The 22,090-nt window shown below is 51.9% G+C and carries 11 protein-coding genes; 6 read left to right on the forward strand and 5 right to left on the reverse strand.

The window, feature by feature from the left end; genetic code table 11:
• Window positions 1–13: 13 nt before the first annotated feature.
• Window positions 14–1,696, forward strand: a complete 1,683-nt coding sequence (locus tag HYX48_00295; protein MBI2742342.1) for an MFS transporter — start codon at window positions 14–16, stop codon at window positions 1,694–1,696.
• Between the two features lie 270 nt (window positions 1,697–1,966).
• Here HYX48_00295 and HYX48_00300 read toward each other — a convergent pair whose 3' ends face one another.
• Window positions 1,967–3,217, reverse strand: a complete 1,251-nt coding sequence (locus tag HYX48_00300; GenBank protein MBI2742343.1) for a hypothetical protein — start codon at window positions 3,215–3,217, stop codon at window positions 1,967–1,969.
• Between the two features lie 90 nt (window positions 3,218–3,307).
• Window positions 3,308–4,054 carry a hypothetical protein gene (locus HYX48_00305; protein MBI2742344.1) on the reverse strand — a complete coding sequence of 249 codons (747 nt, stop codon included), beginning with the start codon at window positions 4,052–4,054 and terminating at the stop codon, window positions 3,308–3,310.
• 327 nt (window positions 4,055–4,381) lie between these two features.
• On the opposite strand from HYX48_00305, the gene HYX48_00310 reads away from it, so the two are divergent.
• Together HYX48_00310 and HYX48_00315 are read left to right on the forward strand one after the other, a co-directional pair.
• The gene (locus HYX48_00310; protein ID MBI2742345.1) at window positions 4,382–7,570 is read left to right on the forward strand and encodes a hypothetical protein; all 3,189 of its coding nucleotides are present in this window, start codon (window positions 4,382–4,384) and stop codon (window positions 7,568–7,570) included.
• Window positions 7,571–10,690, forward strand: a complete 3,120-nt coding sequence (locus HYX48_00315; protein MBI2742346.1) for a collagen-like protein — start codon at window positions 7,571–7,573, stop codon at window positions 10,688–10,690. It abuts the gene before it with no gap.
• A gap of 313 nt (window positions 10,691–11,003) precedes the next feature.
• On the opposite strand, the gene HYX48_00320 is transcribed toward HYX48_00315, so the two are convergent.
• Together HYX48_00320 and HYX48_00325 are read right to left on the reverse strand one after the other, a co-directional pair.
• The gene (locus tag HYX48_00320) at window positions 11,004–12,569 is read right to left on the reverse strand and encodes a hypothetical protein (GenBank protein MBI2742347.1); all 1,566 of its coding nucleotides are present in this window, start codon (window positions 12,567–12,569) and stop codon (window positions 11,004–11,006) included.
• A 129-nt stretch (window positions 12,570–12,698) separates the two neighbouring features.
• A complete protein-coding gene (locus tag HYX48_00325) occupies window positions 12,699–14,276 on the reverse strand; it encodes a hypothetical protein (protein MBI2742348.1) in 1,578 nt (525 codons plus the stop codon).
• Between the two features lie 295 nt (window positions 14,277–14,571).
• Between HYX48_00325 and HYX48_00330 the strand changes: the two genes are divergently transcribed.
• The 3 genes from HYX48_00330 to HYX48_00340 all read left to right on the forward strand — a co-directional run bounded on the left by HYX48_00330 (window position 14,572) and on the right by HYX48_00340 (window position 19,558).
• Entirely contained in the window at window positions 14,572–16,137 is a 1,566-nt protein-coding gene (locus HYX48_00330) for a hypothetical protein (GenBank protein ID MBI2742349.1), read from the forward strand.
• Window positions 16,138–16,285: 148 nt separating this feature from the next.
• Window positions 16,286–17,617, forward strand: a complete 1,332-nt coding sequence (locus HYX48_00335; GenBank protein MBI2742350.1) for an inverse autotransporter beta domain-containing protein — start codon at window positions 16,286–16,288, stop codon at window positions 17,615–17,617.
• Between the two features lie 507 nt (window positions 17,618–18,124).
• Complete coding sequence (locus tag HYX48_00340) at window positions 18,125–19,558, forward strand: ArsR family transcriptional regulator (protein ID MBI2742351.1); 1,434 nt, start codon at window positions 18,125–18,127, stop codon at window positions 19,556–19,558.
• A gap of 16 nt (window positions 19,559–19,574) precedes the next feature.
• Here the strand turns inward: HYX48_00340 and HYX48_00345 are convergent, their stop codons facing one another.
• Window positions 19,575–22,082 carry a hypothetical protein gene (locus HYX48_00345; GenBank protein MBI2742352.1) on the reverse strand — a complete coding sequence of 836 codons (2,508 nt, stop codon included), beginning with the start codon at window positions 22,080–22,082 and terminating at the stop codon, window positions 19,575–19,577.
• Between the last annotated feature and the right edge of the window lie 8 nt (window positions 22,083–22,090).

Consider the following 22,090-nt stretch of genomic DNA (forward strand, 5'->3'; position numbering starts at 1 on the left):
TCTTAAGCGTCACATGCTTAGCCTTCCGGGACTTTCCAAGGAGAGGCGCCACTCCCTCGCGTTTCTAAATCTCTCTCAGTTTTTAGGCGCAATGAACGACAACATGTTCAAGCTGATCCTAGTCTTCCTCGTTATCGATATCAAGGGTCCCGAAAAGGCAAATCTCATCGTCTCGGCGGCAGGAGCCACCTTCGTGCTCCCATTTCTCCTCTTCTCCTCTACTGCAGGGGTGCTCGCCGACCGTTTTAGCAAGCAGAAGCTGCTGGTAATGATGAAGATCGCAGAGGTCCTTATCATGACCCTCGCCCTCTTCGCCTTTGGATATCGGAGCATCTGGGCGGGCTACACTCTTCTCTTCCTCCTCGCGTCACATAGCGCGATGTTTGGTCCTTCCAAGTATGGGATCATCCCAGAGATCGTCGTCCGCGATCGAGTCTCAAAGGCAAACGGCTTGATCACGGGCTTCACCTACCTCGCCATGATCTTGGGAACGTTTTTCGCCTCGTTTTTTACAGAGATCACAGGCCGCAAATTCGTTCTTACTGCCGCGTTCTGCCTTGTGATGGCGCTAATCGGATTGGCCTCCAGTTTTGGAATCAAGAGGACTCTTCCTCAAGGCTCTGAAAAAGAGATCAATCCCCTCTTTCTCCGCGAGATCTACCGGACTCTCTGCTTTTGCAAAGGAAGAAAGCACCTACTCCTTTCGATCTTCGGCTCGGCCTACTTTCTATTTATCGGAGCCTTCACCCAGCTCAACATCATTCCCTATGCGATGCAATCTCTTCATTTGAGCGATATTGCGGGAGGTTATCTCTTTCTTCCGACCGCTCTTGGCATTGCCATCGGCTCCTTTATCGCAGGGAAGGCCTCAAAAAAGCAGATCGAACTTGGGCTCTCCTGCCTTGCGGGAGTGGCCATTTCGCTTCTTCTCTTCCTCCTCTCCGCCACCTCAACCAGCCTCATCACCGCTGTACTACTTCTTATTCTGCTGGGTATCTTCGGCGGGGCGTTCATCGTTCCCTTCGACTCTTATACCCAGCTCGCCAGCCCTCATGAGCACAGGGGGCAGGTGATCGCAGCCGCTAACTTTCTAAGTTTTTGCGGCGTTCTCGTCGCCTCTATCGCTCTCTATCTATTTGGAAATGTTCTCGAGCTCTCTTCTGCAACAGGCTTTGCCGTGCTTGGCGGCTGCACCCTCCTGGTCTCGCTCTGGTTTATCGGAAGACTCTCTGATCTCTCGCTACCCTACTTCGCTCGCAAGGCCTCCATCTTCTGGAAACTTAAGATCACAGGATCTGAACTTTTGGAAAAGTCGCCTGATGCGGTCGTCATCTTGGAAAACCCGAGCATGAAGAAAGCTCTTATTCTCCTGGATCTCATTCCCAATGCTCAGCTTTTCGTGATTAAATCTTCAGAAAAGAATTTAAGTTGGCTCAATAAGCTCTTCTTCTCAGTTCATTTTTTGACAGCAGAAAAGGGCAGGGAGAAGCTTCCGGAACCAAAAGAGGAGATGCGCCCCTGCTTCCTCGGGTTAACATCCCTTCCTGCAGTCGATCCGAAGGCCCTTCCTTTCTGGAAGCGCTTCTCTCGCCCAAACGCCTCCTACATCCTCGTCGACATCCAGCCCGGCCCCTATCGCCAGACCGTCTCCTTTAAAGAACTCCTTCCTAAAGAAAGGAGATTCTCTTCGGCGTAAGGATAAAAGAGAATATGAATCCCGCCTAGACTCGGCCCTGAAGAGCCGAGATTGCGGCGAGGGGCCGTTCAGCTTAAGAAATAGGAAGAGCGAAGAGCGCTCGGAGAAGAGGTGGACATTAGTGGACGAGGTGGACAGGAAGTGGACGGAGTGGACGCGCGCTGAAGAAAGAAAGAGACTCTCTTTTCCTTCTTTCTTGCCCGCTTGTTCACTCCGTCCACTAATGTCCACTTTGCCAGCGGGCCGAGCGCTTCTCCCGGGCGGGTCTTCCTAGAAGGCGTAGTTGAATTCTATCTCGTACTGCTTGTAACGGCGAGTAGGCCCTATCGAATCATCCAGAGTGAAGGACTGCGTCCAGCTCTGGAAAAGAACGAGGTTGTTTGTGAGGAGATACTCGAAGGTAATGTTGTAGCCCTGGTAGTTGTTATTCCCAGCCGCATTTTTACGTGTAGTCGCAACACCTGTGCCATCGACTTTAGTGTTATAAAGACCCGCGCCTGCTGTATTTCCAATGCCAAGCCCCGCTGCATCAAAGTCGGGAACAACCTGAGCCGCTGCAACCTGGTAGCTTGTATCGAGAGCCCAGTCTCCCTTTTTCTTTAGCTCACCGATAGAAAGGCCTGTATATGCGCCCCAGTTTGCGCGTCTATGGTTGGTAACTTTGAGTTTCTTAGCGGTGTGGTTCCATAGGCCTGCTGCGTAGAGAACAACAATTTTTTGGAATGTTGGAGGAAGAAACTTATATCCAAAGAGCAGCTGTGAGACGATGAAGTTAAAGCGCTCATTTTTAATTGGATCTTCGAAATGCTTCGTCTTCCAGTCGATAAGTAGGTATTTGGTGTAGAAGCCGGTGTCTGCCACATCTAGAAGTCCGATCTCGCCCAGGTAGCCATACTGATATGCGCGCTCATCGATTAAGAATGGACCCGCGTGAATGTAGAAGTCTGCAATCGTCTCAAAAGCTTGATCGTATTTAAGAAAGATTCCATCGAAGAAAGAGTCTCCCTCAAGTTTGGAGTCGAGGAAGGAGTTCATTCTTCTGCGGCCCAGTTCAACGTCGACAATCACAGAGCTAAGCTCCATGAGTCTCACGCCAAAATAGGCTCTTTCAAGCTTCAATCTGTTGAGAGTTCCACCAAAAATACCGGCGTTGTTATCGAATTCGAGCTTCACAGATGCCCACGAGCGATCGGTGCGATAGTCGAACATCAGATTGACTTCGACGTCGAACACCTCGTGAGGAACTCCAAATGGAGTCCTTGCGCCGCGCTGACTCTCTCCATTTACCGTCTCGTATGCCGCCTGCATCTCGGTGCGTACCTCGCCGCTGATCGCAAGCGAACCACCCTTCTCCTTAACGGTAACTTGACGCTTCGTGTTGATCCACTCGCGAAGAGCCTGGATCTCTCTAGCGTCGATATCTCCTCCAGCACCGCCCTGATCGATCGTATCCGCCTCTACCGTTGCAGTGAAAAGAGTAGCTGCACAAAAAAACGGAAGTAGACGCTCTAACATTTTCATCGAAATTCTCCTTGATGCCCTTGATGCGTGGAATAGAAGGAGACATTCTCAGAGAGAGAAGCCATTTTTTTCAAAGAAAAAGAATCCGACCTAAAACTTGAGGTCGCCTGCGAGTGTAATGGCCTGCTCATCGACAAGACGCACCTCGATATTGACAATCACTTTTATTCCGGGAGAGAATCCGCAGCCTAGAAACAGACCGACGGGAGAGCGGCTATGCAGTTTAATGCTGCTCTCTCCAATCTGCTTCAGATGCTCGAGCCGGCTTCTCGCATAGGAGCCCTCTATGCCAACATAAGGCACAAAGATATCGATCTTATGCGCAACTCCCAGACCCGCCCCTATCTCGTGATAAAAGAGCTTAGCGCCTTTTCTTGCAAGAGGCGTTCCATTCAGAGAGACCTCTTTTAGCGAGGGATGCGCCTGCAGATAGCTGGCGCTAAGCGAGAGGAAGGTATTTCCATACTCGTAAATCACCCCCCGCGCGCCCACCTTCCACGCCGCCCCTGCATGCGTATTAAACTCTAGCCGCCGCATCCTGCTCTGCTTGCGGATTTCTGCAGAAAAACTTCCCCCGCTGACATAGAGATCCAGACGATCGAAAAGAGTAGCAGTCGCTGTGCCAAAGTTTTCAAGGATCTGAAACTTCTCAGCTCCACTCATCTTGCGATTCCAGACAAAATCTCCCTCGTATCCCAAACGCAAGCCGAGCTCCGCCTCTTTCGCAAGGAAGAAGCCCTCTTCAGGGCATTTTGGAAGAGCGGGATTTCCCTGATACAAGCAGTGAGCCAGCGGCATCCAGCAGAATAGAAGTAGCGCAGCGATAATTGTTTTCACGCATGAAGACTACGCGAATCCGCGTTTTGCCCGCAACAGCTCGATAACCAGAGAGATCCAAAGAAAACAGGATCCGCTTCGCTGATAGGATCGCTCCATTTCAATGGAGCGGCAGGATATTGAGGATAATGATTTTCTCTTATCCTGCACATCCTGCCGCCCAGTTTTAAGGGCGATCTTCTTTATCCTGTACTCTTGGTTTACAACGCAAAATAGAAGTGAGCAAGCTCTTGATGCGGATCATGTTATTTTTTCGTTGAGTCCAATCGAAAAAAGATGTAAAAAAGTTCTATTACGATTTCTCCATCGCGTTTGCTTTTTCCAGATATGAAAAGACGAATATTATTTACCCGACGGGTCAATAAATTCCCAAGATCTGGGAAGAGGGCTCTCTTCGTTCGCTATCTTTTTGCAGCTTTAACTTCTCTTCCTTCTCTCATCAGCGCAGATGCAAACGATGATGCTTTGCGCTACCTCACAAATTACGACAGACTAGTTCCGCCTGGACAGATCCTCGTCGCCAAGGGAGAGTGCTCCGACTGTCCCAAGCGTCCCATCCAAGGACCGCCGGGACCTGTTGGTCCCACAGGACCAACTGGCCCTTCCTCGAGCTGTACAGGTGGAGGAACGGGAACAACAGGACCTACAGGTCCCACTGGACCAACCGGAGCAACGGGCCCTCTGGGAGCAACCGGACCGACTGGACCGACTGGTTCGACCGGCCCAACAGGAGCGACAGGCGTAGCAGGTGCTACAGGCCCCACTGGTCCAACCGGACCGACAGGACCTACAGGTGCGACTGGGCCTGCTGGGCCAACTGGACCGACGGGAGCAACGGGTGATACAGGCCCAACGGGTCCGACCGGACCGACTGGACCTACAGGCCCCACTGGTCTAATGGGGTCGACAGGACCTACAGGTGCGACCGGACCTACTGGGCCAACTGGACCGACTGGTCCAACAGGTGATACGGGCCCAACTGGTGCGACGGGGGCCACAGGCCCCACTGGGCCAACGGGACCGACGGGAGCAACAGGTCCAACCGGTGCAACCGGACCAACGGGACCCACAGGTGCGACAGGTCCCACTGGAGCGATGGGGGAAACGGGACCTACCGGGGCGACTGGGCCAACTGGTCCGACCGGTGCGACAGGTCCTACTGGTGCAACCGGCCCGACGGGAGCAACAGGTCCTACTGGTGCAACCGGCCCGACGGGAGCAACAGGCGCAACCGGACCCACTGGTGCAACAGGTGATACGGGCCCAACTGGTCCGACGGGGGCCACGGGCCCCACTGGTCCAACTGGTCCGGCAGGAGCAACAGGTCCTACTGGAGTAACAGGTTCGACTGGACCTACCGGTGCGACCGGCCCGACTGGACCTACGGGAGCGACAGGGCCAACTGGAGCGACAGGTCCCACTGGAGCAACAGGTCCGACAGGTGCGACAGGTCCTACTGGTGCAACCGGCCCGACGGGAGCAACAGGCGCAACCGGACCCACTGGTGCAACGGGCCCTACCGGAGCAACAGGTCCTACTGGACCTACGGGTGCGACAGGGCCAACTGGCGCAACGGGTGATGCAGGACCAACTGGTCCGACGGGGGCCACAGGACCAACTGGTCCAACGGGACCGACGGGAGCGACAGGTCCTACAGGAGCAACAGGGTCTACTGGTCCAACGGGGCCTACAGGCGCAACTGGCCCGACTGGACCCACAGGCGCAACTGGCCCAACGGGGCCTACAGGCGCAACTGGCCCGACTGGACCCACAGGTGCGACAGGTCCTACTGGTGCAACCGGCCCGACGGGAGCAACAGGTCCTATTGGACCTACTGGTGCAACCGGCCCGACGGGAGCAACGGGCCCAACGGGTCCTACGGGAGACACGGGTCCGACTGGACCCACAGGTGCGACGGGTCCTACTGGACCGACAGGAACAACAGGAGCCACTGGACCGACGGGGCCTACAGGCGCAACTGGACCCACAGGTGCAACAGGTCCTACAGGCGCAACAGGTCCTACTGGTGCAACCGGCCCTACGGGGCCTACAGGCGCAACTGGCCCGACTGGACCCACAGGTGCGACAGGTCCTACGGGAGCAACAGGGTCTACTGGTCCAACGGGGCCTACAGGCGCAACTGGCCCGACTGGACCCACAGGTGCGACAGGTCCTACGGGAGCAACAGGGTCTACTGGCCCAACGGGGCCTACAGGCGCAACTGGCCCGACTGGACCCACAGGTGCGACAGGGCCTACTGGACCGACAGGAGCAACAGGAGCCACTGGACCGACAGGAGCAACAGGAGCCACTGGACCGACGGGGCCTACAGGCGCAACTGGCCCGACTGGACCTACAGGTGCGACAGGGCCTACTGGACCCACAGGTGCAACTGGCCCGACTGGACCCACAGGTGCGACAGGTCCTACTGGACCGACAGGAGCAACAGGAGCCACTGGCCCGACGGGGCCTACAGGCGCAACTGGACCCACAGGTGCGACAGGTCCTACTGGACCGACTGGAGCAACAGGAGCCACTGGCCCGACAGGGCCTACAGGCGCAACTGGCCCGACTGGACCCACGGGTGCGACAGGTCCTACGGGAGCAACAGGTCCTACGGGAGCAACAGGTCCTACGGGAGCAACAGGTCCGACTGGTGCGACTGGTCCGACAGGAGCAACGGGAGCCACTGGCCCGACTGGACCTACAGGTTCGACAGGGCCTACTGGACCAACAGGTCCGACGGGGCCTACTGGACCAACAGGCGCAACTGGCCCGACTGGACCCACAGGTGCGACAGGGCCTACTGGACCAACAGGAGCCACTGGCCCGACCGGACCCACAGGTGCGACAGGGCCTACTGGACCAACAGGTCCGACGGGGCCAACGGGAGCAACTGGTCCAACGGGGCCTACAGGTCGGACAGGGCCTACAGGAGCAACTGGTCCGACGGGACCAACCGGTGCGACAGGCCCAACTGGACCTACTGGCGCAACTGGCCCAACAGGACCTACAGGCCCGACGGGTCCCACTGGGCCTACAGGTCCTCGGGGTACCATGTTATTTGACTTTGCCTGGATTTTTCAACCTGGTGGAACAAACACACTTGTAGGTGGGGCGGGCAACCCCACAAGCGTTCCGTTTTCACAAATTGCCAATCAGCCTCCAGGATCTAAAATATCGCTAAACCAGCTCGGCGCTCCTACTGGCACTCAAATAGTTATTAATGATGTGGGTTTTTATCAGGTTAGCTGGGGTGTGCAAAATAACACCAACATAACAAACCTCAAGTTCACCTTGTTAGTAAATGGCGTTGCGCAAGCCGACCAGCAGGTCACCCAAACAATGGCCGGAGGAAACCGAACAATGGCAGGGCTTACTAACATCATCGCACTCACAAATCCCGGTGGATCTACTCTTCTTCTACGCAACGATGGCACCAACGCAACTCTAAATACCACCGACACTTCAACCTCCGGTGTTTGTGCATATATGACCATCGTCAAATTGCAATAAATGAAAAGATCAACTCTATATCTATTTGCAGCTTTAGCCTCTCTTCCTTCTCTCATCAGCGCTGATGCAAACGATGATCCTTTGCACCATCTCACAAATTACGACAGACTTGTTCCACCTGGACACATCCTTGTTGCCAAAGGAGAGTGCTCCAACTGTCCCAAGCGTCCCATCCAAGGACCACCAGGTCCTGTTGGACCAGTCGGACCAACTGGGACGTGCTCTGGTTGCACAGGCGGGGGAGGGCCGGGGCAAACTGGACCGACAGGCGAGATGGGGCACGTGGGAGCGACAGGACCCACAGGCCCAACTGGAGCAACGGGGTCTGCAGGAGCTGCCGGTTCGAAGGGTCCTACTGGCGTGACGGGACCAACAGGCGCGACTGGCTCAACAGGCCCAATGGTTGCTATAGGAGAGACAGGAGCAACTGGTCCAACAGGTCCGACGGGAGCTGCTGGTGCGACCGGATCTAATGGTGCAACAGGTCCAACTGGTCCGACCGGAGCCACAGGCCCAACAGGAGCAGCGGGGCTTGATGGGCCCACTGGGGCAACTGGCCCGACGGGACCAACAGGCTCAACAGGCTCAATTGGACCGACGGGGGCCACCGGACCGACGGGACCTACGGGCTCAACCGGAGCAACTGGATCCAGCGGACCAACGGGTCCTACCGGAGTCACTGGTCCTACAGGGCCTACAGGTGCTACGGGAGCAACGGGACTAGATGGACCTCTTGGGGCGACGGGACCAACAGGTGCAACGGGCCCAACTGGTCCAACAGGGGATATAGGCCCGACAGGCGCAACGGGCCCGACTGGTTCGACAGGGGCCACAGGCTCAACTGGACCGACGGGAGCGACAGGTCCCACCGGAGCAACGGGTCCCACTGGGGGCACAGGTGCAACTGGAGCTACGGGAGCAACGGGTCCAACAGGAGCCACTGGCCCCACCGGAGCAACGGGTCCCACTGGAGTCACTGGGGCCACAGGAGCGACAGGTCCCACCGGAGCAACGGGTCCGACCGGCCCAACTGGCGCGACTGGCCCCACGGGAACAACGGGTCCGACCGGCCCCACTGGTCCAACTGGTCCGACTGGAGCAACAGGTTCCACTGGAGCCACTGGTGCAACTGGTCCAACTGGTCCGACTGGAGCAACGGGTTCCACTGGACCTACTGGTCCGACTGGAGCTACAGGAGCAACGGGTCCGACTGGTCCGACTGGACCCACTGGTCCGACTGGAGCTACAGGAGCAACGGGTCCGACTGGTCCGACTGGACCCACTGGACCTACTGGTCCTACTGGACCGACGGGCGCGACGGGTCCCACTGGACCTACTGGTCCGACCGGCCCAACTGGACCTACTGGCGCAACCGGTCCGACGGGGCCTACTGGTGCGACTGGACCTACCGGTGCAACGGGTCCCACTGGACCTACTGGTCCGACTGGACCCACAGGAGCAACGGGTCCCACTGGACCTACTGGCGCAACGGGGCCAACTGGAACGATAGGCGCTACTGGTGCAACGGGTCCTACCGGTGCAACGGGTCCGACCGGCCCCACTGGTCCAACTGGACCGACGGGTGCAACGGGTCCCACTGGACCTACTGGAGCAACGGGATCGACTGGAGCGACAGGCGCTACTGGACCTACTGGTGCAACAGGTCCAACCGGACCTACTGGGGCAACCGGTCCGACGGGGCCTACTGGTACAACAGGACCAACTGGACCTACTGGGGCAACCGGTCCTACCGGTGCAACGGGTCCTACTGGGGTAACGGGGCCAACTGGAGCGACAGGCGCTACTGGTGCGACTGGTCCTACCGGTTCAACGGGTCCCACTGGACCTACTGGGGCAACGGGTCCAACTGGAGCGACAGGCGCTACTGGAGCAACTGGTCCGACAGGTCCAACTGGAGCGACAGGCGCTACTGGAGCAACTGGTCCGACAGGTCCAACTGGACCTACTGGAGCGACAGGTCCAACTGGACCTACTGGTCCGACAGGTCCAACTGGACCTACTGGAGCGACAGGTCCAACTGGACCTACTGGGGCAACCGGTCCGACGGGGCCTACCGGTACAACAGGACCAACTGGACCTACTGGCGCAACCGGTCCGACGGGGCCAACCGGAGCCACAGGCCCTACTGGACCGACAGGACCAACTGGACCTACTGGCGCAACAGGTCCTACCGGAGCTACTGGCGCAACAGGTCCAACAGGAGCAACAGGTCCGACTGGACCAACAGGGGCAACGGGTCCGACTGGACCTAAGGGAACAACTGGCCCTACCGGGCCAACTGGACGCACCGGCGCAACAGGTCCAACAGGAGCAACGGGACCTACTGGAGCAACTGGGCCAACCGGCGCAACGGGCCCGACAGGTCCGACTGGACCTACTGGAGCAACAGGCCCTACTGGGCCAACTGGACGCACCGGCGCAACAGGTCCAACAGGAGCAACGGGTCCCACGGGGCCAACAGGCCCGACGGGAGCAACTGGTGCAACGGGGCCCACGGGAGCAACAGGTCCGACTGGACCTACTGGACCTACGGGCCCCACGGGGCCAACAGGCGCGACCGGTCCGACTGGACCTACGGGCCGCACCGGCGCAACGGGTCCAACGGGACCCACGGGACCCCAAGGAAGCTTGTCATATGATTTTGCATGGATTTTCGTTCCGGGTACTGGAAACGCAGCGGCTCCAATAGTCGTGACTGCTGGCAATGCCATTCCGTTTTCACAAATTACCAATCAGCCCGTAGGATCAAAAATATCGATAACACCTCTCGGCGGCGGCGCAGGCACTCGAATAAATATTGCTGATGTGGGTTATTATCAAATTACTTGGGGTATCATACCGCAGGTAGGCGTCAACACACAGTCTAGTATTTCTATACGAATAAATGGCGCTGCTTCTGCTCCAAATAACCAGCGACTCACCAACGCTTGCACAGGTGGACCTGGATTCCCATTTGGACTTACTACTATCATCAACCTCACAACTCCAGGCGGATCTACTCTTGTTCTGCGCAACGATGTTAACACCTTAAATATGAACTCCACTGACGGCTCAACCACTGGTATTGCCGCATTCATGACCATCATCAAACGGTTATAAACCTATGAACCTATCCCACTATTTTAAAGAACTCCTTTCTAAAAAGAGGAGATTCTTTAACTAGTGAGATAAGCTCTTTTCTCTTTCTTCCTCTGTGATCTTCGTGATCTCTGTGGTAGAAAATCTTAATAATTTTATGATTTTATGTTTTAAAAAATGCTCAGCTTTCCGTATCAAAACAGAAGATTTTTCTACCACAGAGATCACGAAGATCACAGAGGAAGAGAGGGACCTTTTCTGAGAATTTCCAAAAAAATAAAAAGCGCCTCCGAAGGGAGGCGCCTTTGCAATTCACAAAACTGTTTGTTTCAGTTTAAGGAAAGCTGACGTTAACCACGCGGCTCTGGGAGTTTTGGCTATTGATAGCCGCCACACCATAAGTCACAGGTCCGTTTTGAGCTTTGTTGTGATCGACGATGCTCACAACCGTTGCACCCACTGTTTCGAAGAATACGCCATTGCGGAAAATAGCGTAGCCAACGAGATCTGGATCGGTGCTAGCGGTCCAGCTCAGAGTGTTGTAATACTCATTAAAGACGCCAAAGTTATTGACGCTCTGAGTTACAGATAGCCCTGAAGGAGGAAGCACAACCGCTTTCGTTCCTGTTGCTGCCTGGATAGTCGTATGGCTATTTGAGTTGATCCAGACTGCAGCTGCATTGATCACATTTCCTGTGAGAGTGGCAGCCAGGCGAGGAAACCCGTTGTTGGTTCCGGAAGAGAGGTTGATAGGAACTGCCCAGGCGTTCTCTAGGAAGCCGGAGAAGTTTATCTCTGTGGATTGTACGAGCAGAGAGGAGCCGTTATAGAACATGTAAGAGGCGATTGCGTCTCCCAATGAGCTAACGGCCAAATCCACCTCATACGCGTAGAGATTATTTACTACTTCAACGGGTGTGCTCCAGTCTTCTCGCACTGGTTTTACCGCTGATTGGATAGTAAAAGTTGCGCCATCAAAAGAGTTGTTCCAGATCGCAATAGCATTGCCATTTGCATCATAACTTACACGAGCAACCAGATTCGCAGGATTGAAAGCTCCAGGAGAGGAGATAGCAACCGCTGGGCTCCAAACTCCAGTCGCTGCATCTCTCGTCGCAGCTTGGGCAGTAACTTGCGAATAGATCGATCCTGTCAGGTTATACTCATACCAGACAGCAGTGGCATTTGCACTCGCATCAAGAGCAACATGCGCATATCCTGCACTGTGGTTTATATCTGAGATCACCTGTTGCGCGCTCCAAGATCCAGAGATCAGTTTAGAGGAAGCAAATACAACATTTGCTCCGCTTGATGTTCCCTGCCAGACAACTACCGCTCTTGTATTTGCACCAGATCCTCCAATTGCAACATGAGGAGCTGCAGCTGCTGCACTTGTGATTTGCACCTTTGCCTGCCAAGCGGCTCCAAAGAGTTTTGTTGAAGATTCAATATTTGCCCCTCTTGCCCACACCGCTACTACATCTCCAGCTGCGTCGACTGCGAGGCTTGGAGATGTTGCAGTCGTTGAAGATAGAGTGGTAGAGCTCGTCCAGCTTCCTGCAAAAGGCTTCGTAGCCCCTTTAACCACTCCACCTTCCAGCCAGATCGCGGCAGCATTTCCACTCAAGTCTGCAGTGATCCTTGGAGAAGAGGCCCCTGTAGCAGAGAGGGTCACAGGCGCTACCCAACTTCCACTTACAGTTTTTGTGCTAGCTTTAATAAAACCATTTTCCACCCATGCAGCAACAAGATCGCCATTTGCATCGATCGCAATTTGTGGATCTGAAGAGTTCACTGTTGCTGTCGAAAGAGTGGTGGGAGGAAATGTCCAGACGATATCATCAGCCATCAGCTGAGAAAGAGAGAGTATCGTGAAAAAGAGAGTAAATAGTTTTTTCATCGTTCAACCTTTGTTTTTGAAATAAAAACCTTCAGCTTGCTTGCGATCTTAATCTTGTTTTTCAAGATCGACAAGGACAAGACCGGCGGAGCTATTAAGCTCCACCGGATTCAAAATCTTCCTCCTTTTTTAAGGGAAGCTAACGCTAACAATTGGGCTTTGTATAAGCCTATTATCGAAGGCCGCTATACTGTAGGTCACAGCTCCATTCTGGACCCTATTATGATCTACTATTTGTGTATCAGTAGGTCCCGCAGTTGCAAACAGCACGCCATCTCGATAAAAGACATAGCCAGTTAGATTTGGATCGGTACTTGCAGTCCAAGTGAATGTATTGTAATACTCTGTAAACACTCCAAAATTACTGCTGCCTTGTACTACACCAAGACCTGTTGGTGGTGCAACAATCGGTTTTGTTCCGGTAGCAATTTGTATGACTTTATGCGCCCCATCGAAATTAATCCAAGCCACCGCAGCATTGACTGTGCCGGCAGAGTATCCCGTCGCAGCGCGAGGATATGCATTATCAGCTCCTGTAGAAATCAGGGCTGAATCGGTAAAAACGTTAACTTCAAAACCACCAAAATCCGTTTCTTGAGCAAAAATAGATGAATTCGTTCCATCAAAAACCATTACAGGGATTAGCGCGCAACCCAAACTGTTAACTGCAAGATCGGCAGAAAATGCATATTTGTTATTCCCTGCAACTTGAGTAGAGTTGTTTAAAACTCCCCCATGCTGCACTACAGTCGATTCAACGTTAAAAGTCGAACCATCTGTGGATGAGGTCCAGACAGCAATTGCATTGCCATTCTGATCAAAAGCGATGCGGTTGATCAGCTCTGAGGGATTACGCATCCCTACATTTGAGAGCTGAACGGGAGTATCCCAACTCGCAGCTCCGCTAAGCAGAGATGAGCTTATAACGACATCGTTGATATAGTCCGATCCAGAGAGATCCGATCTAAACCAGATCACGCGTGCATTTCCTGATGTATCCATCGCTCCGCGAGGATAGTTGTGATTATGCCCTGCAGTTGCTGCAAAAATGAGATTTTGAACTGTTCCCCAGCTGCCCGCAACCGTCGATGTCGATGCGAGAATCTGATCCTGTCCACTAGAGACTGCATGCCATGTTACAAGAGCTCTTCCGCCGCCAATTGCTACTTTGGGATTATCTGAAGCCGGATTTAAAGAAAAAGTATTCACAAGGCTCCAGCTTCCGCCGAATGGCTTTTTTGAAACCTCAATGAGGCCTCCCTTAACCCAGGCAGCTACTGCGTTTCCTGAGCTATCCACAGCAAGACGAGGATCAGATGCCGCTCCTATGATTCCAGAGACGTTGCTTGCAACGCTCCAGCTTCCGCCAAAAGGCAGAGCTGCAGTTTTAACAATTCCGCCTTCAAGCCAGATTGCAGTGACATTCCCGGCTGTATCAATTCCTAATTTTGGAAGAGACGCTCCAGAACCAGAAAGCGTTGTGAGTGCGCTCCAGCTTCCGCCCACAGGCTGTGAGCTGGCTTTGACAAATCCACCTTCAACCCAAGCTGCTGTTGCATTGCCACTAGGATCCATCACGATGTTTGGATCGCTAGCATCGACGCCTGCAGTTGAGACCGTGACCGGAGAGTTCCAAGAGAGATCGTTGGACATTAGCTCTGAAGAGAGAGCGCTTAACGCCAGCGCAAGAATCAGAAACCTTTTCATGTTTACCGCCATTGCAACCCGAGCTTGAAGGTTTTTTTCGAATTAAACCCCTACTCGGGCTGCATTATGCAGGGTTTAACTCTTCTTCTTCGAGATTCATCGGCTTGCGGTATTCGTTTGTGGAGGGACTTTGTCGGTAGAGGAGCGGTGTCGTTTTGCGTGAGGTGTTCTTCACACCAGAATCATTTATTTGCCAAGTGGGCAATTAGATCTTAAAAAAATGATTGCATGCAAGATTTTTTTTGCTTTTCTTCAGCTTTTCTTTATAGTTTCCGTCAAAAGATAAGAGGAAAAAATGAAAAAATCTCTCTGTTTTGCGCTAGTAATTCTTCACTGTTTTTCTTCTCTCGAGGCGTCGTCGTGGACCTCTCCCCCTGTGACGATCTCTTCAAAAGGACAAGACGCTTCAGATCCGCGGATCGGAATCGACACCGCCGGCAATGCAGTTGCAGCTTGGATTGAAAATGGAGTGGTGATCTCTAGCAACTTCTCATTCGAAGGAAGCTGGTCTGAGCCCATAGCTGTCTCAGACTCTCAAGCCTCTTCTCCGAGCCTTGTCGTCGATATAAACGGAAATGCAACCCTTATCTGGATACAGAATGATCTGATTTGGACCTCATCTCAACCATCCAATAAAAACTGGTCTACCCCCATCTCGCTCTCATCCTCGTCAAGTTCTTCACCGCAAATTGCTGTAGATACAAGCGGCAACTTAATTGCTGTTTGGGTTGGAGCCGATGGAATTGAATCATCGACAAAACTATCTGGTGGTAGCTGGCAAGCTACACCCGATCTGCTTTCCGATAAAGGAGCCGACTCTCCGCAAATCGCAATTGGAGCAAATGGAAAAGCGGTCGCAGTCTGGCGTGAGGTGATCTCATCTGTTGATACCATTTTCGCAGCAAGTAAAATAGTGAATGGAAGCTGGAGCAGCGCTCAAACCATCTCAAGCCACTCATACAATAGCGCATATCCGAAAGTTGCCGTTGATAAAAACGGGAATGCGATCGCAATCTGGTATCGCTATCACGCCAGCGGAGATATCTATTCAGAAGTGGTGGTACAGGCCTCCTCGCAGCCTTTCGGTAAAAGTTGGACGACTCCGACAGATCTTTCACCACCAGGCATCTTCAATCCTGCTTTTCTTACAGCACTGGTAACAATTGATGACTATGGAAATGGAATCGCCACTTGGAATAACTCGTATGACGGCTTCTCTTTTTCAGCTTCAAGTTCGATATCTCCTTTTGGAAAGAGCTGGTCTCAACAATTAGATTTTGTAAGTTCAAATTTATACGGCTACTCTTTTGATCTCTCTGTGGACCCGTGCGGCTTTGCAACGTCTGCCATGATGGCCTATAACTCTTCGAACTATTCAATTGAAATCTATTCATCAAAACTGGTCTCTCTCGCTGTTAGTCCTTGCTGGGTCCCGGGTTATGATACACTATCCCAAGGAGCTGAGAATGGCTATCCTCGTGTAGCGGCTTCTGCAGGAAAAGACTCCTACTACAAAGCTGCAGTTTGGGTCCATTTCGATGGGATGAACAATGTGGTTCACAGCGCGACAACAACCGGAACGATTTTTTTTCCTCCAACCAACCTGGGCGTTACCCAGAAAACAAATGCATTCAATATCTTTACCGAATTTTACAACGTCCTAAGTTGGGAGCCGAGTCCTAATCCCAGCACAGCAGGATATCGGATCTTCCGAAATGGGCAGTGCATCTTCTCTACCTCAGCAGATGTTCTTCAATTTGAAGATCATAACCGAGGCGAAAATGAACCCGTAACCTATGGCGTTGCGGCGTTCAGCAACAACTACTGCCAAAGCAGCCTCGCTACCACCAGCTTTCCGTAGACGAAGCCTCCTTCAGCGCTGCAGCAATTTCTAAAGACCCCTTTTTCTTTTCCGACTATCAAGTAAAAAATTGAATATACATTTTTTTCCTGGCACAATGAGAAATGGGACCCTCTACGCAAGAGGGAAGGAGGCGTTTTGAGCTAATTTGAGTGCCTTATTGTCAGTAGTTTACGTCTTTATCGGCATGGTGATCGCATGCTCCAGTGGGATCGTGCGCGGGCCCTTACATGCCCAAGAAAACCCCAAAATAGCACTTTTTTCCGATCAAAATCCTGACCAGAACCAAGAAATCTTATCTAAAAAAGACGGGGGGAAGGGACAGTCGCTACAAGCTCCGATTCTTACAAAAGAAGGCTCTCTACCTTACCGAGAGACCTTCCTCCTCTTCGAGCCTGAAGCACAAGGTGATTTTGCTATCTGGAATAAACAAGAGAAGTTAGGTAGAGCGCATCTATTCGATTCTGGAGAAAACTCTCAGTACGAAATCGAGAAAAGAAAGGTGATCTTCTCTGGAAAATCTGGAGTTCCATCCGCCTACTTTAATTTTGATGAACTCAGAGAACAACTAGCTGTCTATCCTCGATTCGGCTCTCTATTAGAAAGGGCAAAAAGCAGTCTAGCCAGTATTAGCGCCTCCCACTCCCTGAACGCTGAAAAAAGCCCGAGCGAGCCTTATGTGAAGTCAAACCGCTGGTTTGTGCCTAAACGAGGCACTCTCCGCTCTATCGAAAGAGAGGGAATTGGCTACAAGCGAGGATATGCAACAGCCGAACTTCTCTTGGCTCCCGCCTCTCTCCAGGGCGATACGATTCCGATGGTAGATCTAAGAGCCCACCACCTGTATGGCGACACCTATGCGGGTAACGTGGGCATTATCGGTAGAAAGATCTTCGACTCTAGATGCCGCATCTTTGGCGTGAACGCCTACTACGACTTCCGCCAAGGATGCATGGGCAACTACAACCAGCTAGGCCTTGGTACAGAGCTGCTCTGCAAACGGTGGGAGTTCCGTGTGAACGGCTATATCCCACTTGGAAGACATGAGCATGAGATTAAGTGCGTATTCGATGATTTCGATGGGGATTTCTTTGCGATCTTCCGCAGAAGGGAGTTCTCACTCTCTGGATTTAACGGCGAGGCCGGATACATGATAGTGAAGTCTTCAAACTTCCTGCTCTATGCAGCTGCAGGCCCCTACTACCTCTCTGGTTCAGATCGTGAGTCTTGGGGCGGAAGGGTGCGCGTGCGCCCTCAGTTCAGAGACTACCTCGCTCTAGAATTTGTCGCGAGCCATGATGGGCTCTTTGGCACCAACTACCAAGGACAGATCATTGTGAATGTGCCCTTCTATGAGTTCTTCTTCACCAAGAATAAGAAGCAGCGCAAGTGCGTGACAGACCGTCAGATCTACCAGCCTGTCGAGCGCTTCGAAATCATTCCTCTAAAAAAACACCAGGGCTGGAAGACTAACTTCTAATCCGACCTTGTAAATTCGAACTCCGGCCTCGATTTTGCAAGGTGCCGCAGGCCTTAGCCAATGAAAATCTATAACAACCTGTATATTAAATAGTTAGAATTCATTTTTTGGAGAGCTACGATGTCTCTCTTTGGGCCTTTCTATAAAACAACCCCGTCTTATACCGACCTGCTCTCTAAAACACCCCCCTTCTTTGTAGACTTAAATCAAGACTTAGCCGGGTCGCGCGCGCTCTAAAAAAGATAGCTAAAAAACACATCCGTAAATTGACATTTGCTAATTTACGGATGTATTTTAGACTCTAAAAATTTATCCGCAAATCGACTTTTGCCTATTTACGGATTGATCTTATATAGGGAAAAAGATATTTTATGTTAAAGAACTCCTTCCTGAAGAAAGGAGATTCTCTTCGGCTAAGGATAAAAGAGAATATGAATCCCGCCTGGACCCGGCCCTGAAGGAGCCGGGATTGCGGCGAGGGGCCGTTCAAAATACAGGAGCAATTGGATGAAACACGCCCCATTTATTGGTCGCGAAACTGAAATGAATAGGCTGAAAGGACTTTTAAGCAAAAACAGCGCCAGCCTTATTGTGGTGCGAGGCAGGAGGCGTATTGGTAAAAGCAGGCTTTTGGCCGAGTTTGGAAAAGAGATGAAAAGCTTTTTCTTTTCTGGAAACCCTCCAGTACGCGGGACAACAGCTCAATCTCAACGAGACGTCTTTGCTCATCAGCTCCAAAGAGCAGGGATTCCTGGTGTCAGGCCGGATAATTGGGGCGATCTTTTTTGGCATCTTTCCAAGCATACCCTGGAAGGGCAGATTCTCATCGTATTCGATGAAATCTCCTGGATGGGAGGCAAAGACCCTCATTTCTTAGGACAGCTGAAAACTGCTTGGGATATGTATTTCAGCAAAAATCCAAATTTAATTATTGCGCTTTGCGGCTCGATTTCTTCGTGGATCGAAAAAAACATTCTCAGCAGCACTGGATTTCTTGGAAGGATCACCATAGATCTTGTCCTTGAAGAGCTTCCTCTGCGCTCCTGTAATGCCTTCTGGCATCCCAAAGAAACGCGTATCTCAGCCTACGAAAAATTCAAGCTTTTATCCATAACCGGAGGAGTCCCACTCTATCTAGAGCAAATTAGAGCAAACCTACCTGCCGAGCAAAACATTCGAGACCTCTGTTTTACCAAAGGCGGCTTGCTCGTCCGAGAATTTGATGAGATATTTTCCGATCTCTTTTCACGCAGCAAGGGAATTCACAAGAAAATTGTAACGTGTCTTGCGAATGGTCCAAAAGAGCTTACGCAAATTTGCAAGGAACTTGGGAAAAGTCAGGGAGGGTTGTATAGCCAGTATCTAGATGAATTGGTAAAAGCCGGCTTTATAAAAAGGGATTTCATCTGGGATCTAAAAAGCGGAAAGCAGAGAAAATTGAGTCGTTATCGCTTGAGCGATAATTATTTGCGTTTTTATTTGAAACATATAGCGCCGAATCGGATCAAAATTGAAAAGGGCAAGATATCGGCTTCCATGTTGAATAATCTCCCTGGCTGGGAAGGCGTTATGGGTTTGCAATTTGAAAATCTTGTTGTCCATAACTTTAAAGCTCTTTGGAAGATGTTAAATATTTCAGTCGAAGAAATAGTCATGGATGGACCTTTTTTTCAAAGTCCAACAATCAGGCAATCTGGGTGTCAGGTCGATTACATGATCCAAACGCGTTTTCATAATCTGTATTTGTGCGAAATCAAATTTTCAAAAGACCCTATCAGTAAAAAAGTCATCGAAGAGATAGAGAAAAAAATAAAACGTTTAAAATTACCGAAGCGTTTTTCGATTAGGCCAGTGTTAATACATGTAAACGGGATAGAAGATGCCGTTTTAGATGAGGGTTACTTTGATAGGGTAGTCGATTTCGGCCAACTTTTAGAGTAGCTTTACTTTCCCTTCTTCATATGGTGTATTCGAAGGTGCGGGGGTAGATGATCCAGGGGTGGCGGCTCTTTGCTTGGAGGTGGGAGTTCCAACTACTCATCGGCTCTCCTTTTATCCCCAGCGGGTCGACGCGCCATAGCTCGAGCTCACTGCTGCCGGGATTGACAATGAGAGCAAAAAAACTATCGGTCCAGTTGGTGTCGGCAAAGATGAAGGGAGCTGGGGGTGAGAGTCCGAGCGCACGGGCGCGTTCAAGGACAAGTTCATGTAGATCGACGGTTGTGAAGGCGCTTTTTTGAGAGAGGAGGTAGCAGATCTTTGCAGCCTCTTGGATCTCTCTTGCTCCTAAAAATGGTGCGGGATAAGAGGTAGCCTCATCTAAAATCTTCTCTGTTTCTGGATCCTCTCCCAACAGATCTCTAACTTTCTCTTTCCAGCGTCTTCCATCGGTAAGCGGCAGCGACTCATAAAGAAGAGAGTCGATCATATCCGCAAGAAATGCAGGAGTCTCTCTTCCCTGCCCTGAGAAAATCGAGCCGAGCTCGTCCAGCATCCCGCACCTAAATTCGAATGGAGTGGCATCTATAGTTGAGGGGGAAAACCTTCCGCGCAGAAGATGTGCGAGATCGAGAGGGAGCAGATCGGCAAAAGCATCAACCAGGTGCTGCTGCTGTTTGAGACTTAGACGGATATTCTCATAAAACTCTCTTCCGGGAATGAGAAGCTTATCCCGCACCCACGTGTAGGTGTAGATCTCATCCTGCCACCCCTCCTTAAAGAGAGGGGAGCCGGGATGCAGGATAAAAGCGTGGGTGGGAGATTGCATCAGAACGCCCTTTTCAGGACTCTTCACAAAAGGATCGGAGAGGTGAGCTGAAAGGTGTTTGATGGCATCGACGAGGAAGATGCCGAGCTCAACTGCTCCCTCCATACGCTTTACCTCCTCTGAGACCATCCCCTCCCTGCGGAAGTAGCTCTTTAAAAGAGTATTCATCGTGCCTCCGGAGGTGTAGGCCCACGGCTTCTTTTCAATCTTATCCAGATCTGCAAGAGGATCTCTGACGAGAGGCACCTCGTGCGCCTTTGCCATCCGGAGAATCGCACCCTCGAGAAAGCGCTGACTTCTAAGATGGTGAATAATCGAGGTTGTAATCTTGACGATCTCCTCCCTTTCTGGAGTCGTTTTACAAGCGGCGAGAATCTCATTCTCTGTGCTGCGAAAAAAGTCGACTAGAGAGTCGATGTACTGTTCAGGAGTGTGAATCCAGGTCCAAAAAGAGGGATCGGTGCGGCCTCGCTTATAAATTAAGCGGAAGCCGGCAGGGCTATCTTCATAAGGCGCAGCTTTATACCCGCGCATCTCGGGATCGTACGCCTCTTGAAAATAGGAGACGAACTTCTCCTCATACTGCTTGAGAAGAAAGGGGAGAAGTTGAGAGAGACCCTGCGCCTTGGCATAGATCGTATCCCTCTTTTCTAAACAGGCCTGCATGTGGTAGTGCCTGGCCTGATACTCAGCTTTTCTCGAGCTCGCTTCGCGTTCTGATCCGGCTTGTCTTAGAAGAACTTCGGCCATTCTAAGCTGGTCGAAAGCGATCTCATAATCCATTGTCGCCTTTTCGATCTCGCGGTTATACTCCGCGAGTTTCTCGCTCAGCTCCTGATGGATTCTCTCTCCGATGCCCCCTCTCTCCTCGGGATGAAGTCCCAAACTCGCATAGAGATTCCACTTGGAAAAATCCATCTTCACATCGCAAAAAGAGGCGATGGTAAACTCCCAGGCCTTAAGCAGAGCGCAGTCGGTCTGAGCGTGCGGATCTGTGAGGAGACTTCTTCTCTTAATCTCATCAGCTCCCCAGCTAGGGCTTAGAGGAACGACAAGCTCCACTCCTCCGATCGTGCGTTTAAGCCTTCCCGTTGTGAGGAGTTCGTAGAGGTCGTTTAGGTAGGCTGCGACCTGCTCCTCGTGGACGAGAATCGCTGGCGCAGTTGCAAAACAGGAGCCGACGTTCTGGCGAAGAGAAGAGAGGCAGGAGGCTAAAGCGGCTCTTTTGACCTCTGCATCTCTAACTGGAGCTGAGGAGGGAAGAAGCAGGGAGTCTCGGATCAGCTGCTCAGCGGCAAGGTGGCAGACAGGAGCATAAAACTTTTTAAGTTGAGCTGCAAAAGAGGCGTCCTGGCTTAATTTTTTAAGGAGCTTCCAGAACCTGCGCATGAACTTGGCATCAGAGGTCCCGTCAGGGTAGAAGATGTAAGGGATCTTCTCTCCAAGCCCAATCAGCTTTAGTAGAGCCTCTCTTTTTAGCTCTCCCTTCTCATCTATAAGGTAGCAGGCAGTTAGGCGCGCCCTTCGCGTCGCCCTAAATCTAAAACTTTCTTTAAAGACCCTTTCTCTGTCCGCGTAGCAGAGGCTAACCTCCTGCTTGAGATCGAAGATCTCCCCCAGCTCCCCAGCAGGCTGCTCCTCTACGAGCTCTAAGAAGGTCTTTGAAAAAGGGATCCCATTCATGTTATCATTTTTCACTAAAACAC

The sequence above is a fragment of the Chlamydiales bacterium genome (assembly GCA_016185065.1).
Lineage (GTDB): Bacteria > Chlamydiota > Chlamydiia > Chlamydiales > Rhabdochlamydiaceae.

Coding starts and splice junctions, on each gene's coding strand:
- HYX48_00295 (MBI2742342.1), top strand. CDS start 14: ATGCTTAGCCTTCCGGGACTTTCCAAGGAGAGGCGCCACTCCCTCGCG.
- HYX48_00300 (MBI2742343.1), bottom strand. CDS start 3,217: ATGAAAATGTTAGAGCGTCTACTTCCGTTTTTTTGTGCAGCTACTCTT.
- HYX48_00310 (MBI2742345.1), top strand. CDS start 4,382: ATGAAAAGACGAATATTATTTACCCGACGGGTCAATAAATTCCCAAGA.
- HYX48_00315 (MBI2742346.1), top strand. CDS start 7,571: ATGAAAAGATCAACTCTATATCTATTTGCAGCTTTAGCCTCTCTTCCT.
- HYX48_00320 (MBI2742347.1), bottom strand. CDS start 12,569: ATGAAAAAACTATTTACTCTCTTTTTCACGATACTCTCTCTTTCTCAG.
- HYX48_00325 (MBI2742348.1), bottom strand. CDS start 14,276: ATGAAAAGGTTTCTGATTCTTGCGCTGGCGTTAAGCGCTCTCTCTTCA.
- HYX48_00330 (MBI2742349.1), top strand. CDS start 14,572: ATGAAAAAATCTCTCTGTTTTGCGCTAGTAATTCTTCACTGTTTTTCT.
- HYX48_00340 (MBI2742351.1), top strand. CDS start 18,125: ATGAAACACGCCCCATTTATTGGTCGCGAAACTGAAATGAATAGGCTG.